4 protein-coding genes are annotated in these 4,477 nt (G+C 68.8%); 2 read left to right on the top strand and 2 right to left on the bottom strand.

Features of this window, described 5'->3' with window-relative positions; translation table 11 throughout:
* Window positions 1-277: 277 nt before the first annotated feature.
* Both ACWF62_RS20165 and ACWF62_RS20160 read right to left on the bottom strand, forming a co-directional pair.
* A complete protein-coding gene (locus tag ACWF62_RS20165) occupies window positions 278-1,525 on the bottom strand; it encodes a cytochrome P450 (RefSeq protein ID WP_452631180.1) in 1,248 nt (415 codons plus the stop codon).
* 66 nt (window positions 1,526-1,591) lie between these two features.
* Window positions 1,592-2,869 carry a PucR family transcriptional regulator gene (locus tag ACWF62_RS20160; protein WP_452631178.1) on the bottom strand — a complete coding sequence of 426 codons (1,278 nt, stop codon included), beginning with the start codon at window positions 2,867-2,869 and terminating at the stop codon, window positions 1,592-1,594.
* Between the two features lie 180 nt (window positions 2,870-3,049).
* On the opposite strand from ACWF62_RS20160, the gene ACWF62_RS20155 reads away from it, so the two are divergent.
* Entirely contained in the window at window positions 3,050-3,709 is a 660-nt protein-coding gene (locus ACWF62_RS20155) for a DsbA family protein (RefSeq protein ID WP_378509326.1), read from the top strand.
* Window positions 3,684-4,316 (top strand): vitamin K epoxide reductase family protein, encoded by a 633-nt coding sequence (locus ACWF62_RS20150; RefSeq protein WP_378509325.1) that lies wholly within the window; start codon window positions 3,684-3,686, stop codon window positions 4,314-4,316. Before ACWF62_RS20155 ends, ACWF62_RS20150 begins: the two co-directional genes overlap by 26 nt.
* The last annotated feature ends 161 nt before the right edge of the window (window positions 4,317-4,477 follow it).

The raw sequence follows: 4,477 nt of genomic DNA, 5'->3' as shown, positions 1-4,477 counted from the left end.
TCACACCCCCACACTGGATCGACCCCGACCGGAAACCCATCCCGGCACACAATCGAAGACAGTTGCTGTTCAGCACCTGAAACACCCTGAAACACCCTGAAACACCCTGAAACACAATAGAACCACGGAGCCGCCGAGGCCACGACCGGATAGGTCGCGGCCCGGCGGCGCGCCCAGGCCATCGCCCAAGTTCCGCGCGGGGTGGGCGACCGCACGATCGGCCTCGCCACGGGCAGCAGCCGGCCGACGACCGCCGCGACGCGACTGCACGAGCACATCACCGAGCGCGCGGACAGGTTCCTCCGGTGAAGTCCACCTCGAACTCCTTGATCCCGTTCAGCCACCCGGAGCGGAGCCGCTTCGGGTCACCGAGCCGGGTGATGTCGGGCATGTGATCGGCGATCGCATTGAAGATCAGGTCGATTTCCAGGCGGGCCAGATTCGCTCCGATGCAGAAGTGCGCCCCGGTGCCACCGAAACCCAGGTGCGGGTTCGGATCCCGAGTGATGTCGAAGGTCGTCGGATTGTCGAACACGTCCTCGTCGAAGTTCGCCGACGCATAGAACATTGCGACGCGGTCCCCCTTCCTGATCCGCTGGCCACCGAGCGTGGTGTCCGCGAGTGCGGTCCGCTGGAACGCCGTGACGGGGGTGGCCCAGCGAACGATCTCGTCGGCGGCGGTCCGCGGACGCTCCCGCTTGAACAGCTCCCACTGATCCGGGTTGTCCAGGAACGCGATCATCCCGTGCGTGATGGCGTTACGCGTCGTCTCGTTGCCCGCGACCGCCAGCAGGATGACGAAGAACCCGAACTCGTCGGGCCCGAGCTCGTCACCGTCGATGTCCGCCTGCAGAAGCTGGGTGAGGATGTCGTCGGCCGGACACCCCTTGCGCTCCTCCGCCATCCGGTAGGCGTATCCGAGCAGCTCCATCGACGCCGCCTGCGGGTCGCCCTCGAACTCCGGGTCGTCGTATCCGGTCATCTGGTTCGACCAGTCGAAGACCTTGCCGCGATCCTGCTGGGGAATGCCGATGAGCTCCGCGATGGCCTGCAACGGTAGTTCGCTGGCGACGCGGGTCACGAAGTCCCCCGCCCCCGATGCGAGTGCATCGCGAACGATCCGCTCCGCCCGTTCGGACAGGGCGTCCTCGAGGCTGCCGACCGCACGCGGCGTGAAGCCCCGGGCAATGATCTTGCGGAGCTTGGTGTGCTCGGGGGCGTCCTTGAACAGCAGAATGTGCCGTTGCAGTTCGATGGCGTCCCTGGGGATGTCGTCGTTGAACCGCACGATCGCGGTGTTCTCCCAGGTGGAGTACACGTCGTCGCGGGAGACCTCCTTGACGTCGGCGTGCCGGGTGACGACCCAGTATCCGTCGTCGTGGAACCCGCCGACGTCCGGCGACTGCGGGCACCACCAGACCGGCGCGGTCCTGCGGAGCTCGGCGAACTCCGCGTGCGGGACGTGGGTGGCGTAGATGTCCGGGTTGGTGGGGTCGAATCCGGCGGGTAGCTGCGGGGTGGTCACGGCGCGCGATCTCCTTCTGGTCCAGGGACCATCAGCCTGGCAGCTGAGCCGCGCCACGCGCTTGGACTAACCGTCCACACGTCCGCCGGTGAATTGGTCGGTCGACACAGCGGGAGCGGGGGCACCGAACGCGTCGTAGCAGTCGAGGGCGAGCTCGAGATGCAGTGCGCGATGCGTGATCCGGCGGCCGAGCCGTTCCTCGATCTGCTGCACCCGGTAGCGCACGGTGTTCTTGTGCACGGTGAGGTGCCGCGCGGCCGCCTCGAGGTTCCCCTGGTGGGACAGGACTGCTCGCAGGGTCTCGCGCAGCCGCGCCGCCACCTCGTCCTCCCCGAGCAGGCCAGCCAGCTCACGGTCGACGAGCGCGCTCATGGCGTCCGGTCGGGCGGACAGCATCGAGATCAGCTCCACGTCCCGATAGTCGGTGACGGGCACGCGCCGTCGCGACCGGGCGGCGAGGCCCTGCGCGGCCTGCGCCTCGCGGTGGGTCCGCCGGAAGCCGTCAAGGCCCGACCCCGGACGTCCCATCGCGACCCGGACACCGGGGACGACCAGGGAGGAATCCAGCACCGGGTCGACGTCGCCGGTCACCATCCACGCCCACAGTCCCCGTGCACCGGAAGGGACACAGATGATCTCGGTCGCGGAGGCGGACCTGGCAAGCCGCGATGCGAGCGGCTCGAACATCCTCGAGTCAAGGGAGGCCGCGTGGTCGGTGGTCCACAGCACCAGCGCGGTGTGGACGCGATGCAGCGGGTAGCCCAACAATGCGGATGCATCGGCGGCGCTGTTCTGGGTTCCGTCCAGGATCTCCCGAATGGTGTTGACGCGCATGGAGAAGGCACCGCTGAGCAGCCTTTCCCGTTCCTGCGTGTAGGTGGCGGCGAGGTCCTCGAGCATCGCGTTCATGACCTCACTCGTCTGCTCCCACATCATGACCACCAGTTGCACCTTGAACTCCGCCGACACGTCGGCCCGGTGCACGAACTCCGTGACGAAGCGCCACACCGCGCGGTGGCCCGCGTGGTAGAGCTGCGACAGCACGCGCAGCTCCAGGCCGCGGCGGGCGATGGTCCGCGCCAGGGAATGAGCCTCCGGTGCCACCGGAACGGACCACCGGGGCGAGGCGTCCGACGTCCGTGCGGCGAGGATGAGGCGGAACTGGCTGCGAACTGCCCAGTGCAGGTCACGCTGGATCTCCGCGTCGGTGGACAGCTCCGGCACGTCGGCCCCCATCGACTGCGCGACCCTGTCAATGAACGAGTCCAGGTCGGTGCGGGAGAGGGTGTCGGCGACGTAACTCCGCATCCATTCCCCGGCCTGTGCCGTGCTTGGTGTCTCCATCTCCCGCCCCCGTATCAACGTCCCGGCCGACAGCCCCTCAGTCGGACCAGTCGCCTTCGCTCATTGTGCCCTCGACGGTCGAGGTGCCGATCCGGCTGGACGAGCCCGCGTCGAGATCCGTTAGCGTGTCACCATGATTACCGCGCCCGGTTCGCCCGAATCGTCCCGATGGTCGGCCTCATGAATCGGGGTGTGCGGATCTCCCTCGCCCTGGTCGCCGTGTTCGCGGTCGCGGTCGCGGCGGTCCTGTGGCTCGGTCGATCCGGCGGCGACTCCGCCCCGGCCGCCGCGGACGTCGCGGACGTCGGCGCCGCGGCGGTGGTCCGCCCGGACAGCCACCGGATCACGTCGGCCCCGGAGGGCAGTCCGGTGTTCGTCGAGTTCCTCGACTTCGAGTGCGAGGCATGCGGCGCGGTATACCCCGCGATCGAGGAGTTGCGCGCCGAGTACGGGGATCGGGTTACCTTCGTGGTCCGCCACTTCCCGATGCCCGGGCACGCCAACGCCGAACCCGCGTCCCGCGCCGTCGAGGCCGCAGCGCAGCAGGGCAGGTTCGAGCAGATGTATCAGCGAATGTTCGAGACGCAGATGACGTGGGGTGAGCAGCGGGTGCCGAAGGACGACGTCTTCCGCGGATTCGCCGCCGAACTCGGACTCGATCTGGCCGCGTTCGACGCCGCGTACGCCGACCCGGCGACCGCGGCGCGGGTGGCGGCGGACGTCACCGACGGCGAGGCGCTGGGGGTGCGGGGCACCCCGACGTTCTTCCTCGACGGACAGCGGCTCGAACCCGAGACCTATCAGGACCTGACCGATGCATTCGATCGCGCCCTCCGCTGACGTCGCCACCGTGAGGGACATCGAAGTCCCGTTCGGTCGAAGCCTGCCCTGGCTGCTGCTTCTCGGCGGCCTCACCGGGCTGCTCGCCTCGCTCGTCCTCACCGTCGAGAAGTTTGCTCTCGCAGCGGATTCGAACTACATCCCGTCCTGCAGCCTGAACCCGGTCCTCAACTGCGGGTCGGTGATGAGCACCGCACAGGCCTCGGCGTTCGGGTTCCCCAACTCGCTGCTCGGCATTGCCGGGTTCGCGGTGGCGACGACCACCGGTGCGGCGCTGCTCGCTGGCGCCCGGTTCTCCCGCTGGTACTGGCTGGGTCTCCAGGCCGGTGTCACCGCCGCCGTCGTGTTCGTGCACTGGCTGATCGCGCAGAGCCTGTTCGTCATCGGGGCGCTGTGCCCGTACTGCATGGTGGTGTGGGCCGCGACCATCCCGATCTTCTGGTACGTCACCCTCCGGAACCTGCACCACGGCGTCCTCGGCAGGCCGGTCCGCGCGGAGGTCGTGACCGCGGCAGGCAATCATCTGGTGCCGCTGACGGTGTGGTTCCTCGCCGTCACCGGGCTGGTCGTGCACCGCTTCTACCCGTACTGGTCCACCCTGCTGTGACCTCACGGTCGACCGGGTGCGCCGACCCCGGGGGGGGGGGGGGCTCAGCGGTGGGGGGGGCGAGATATGGGGGGGGGGGGGGAGGGGGAGAGGGGGGAACGAGGAATCGTCCCGCTCCTCGCGTTGCTGCCTGCGAGCCGCGCCGCCGACACACGCTGGAT

It is taken from the genome of Rhodococcus sp. NPDC054953, assembly GCF_053609225.1.
Note: the sequence above shows the minus strand (reverse complement) of the source record. Positions and strands in the feature narration are given on the sequence as shown.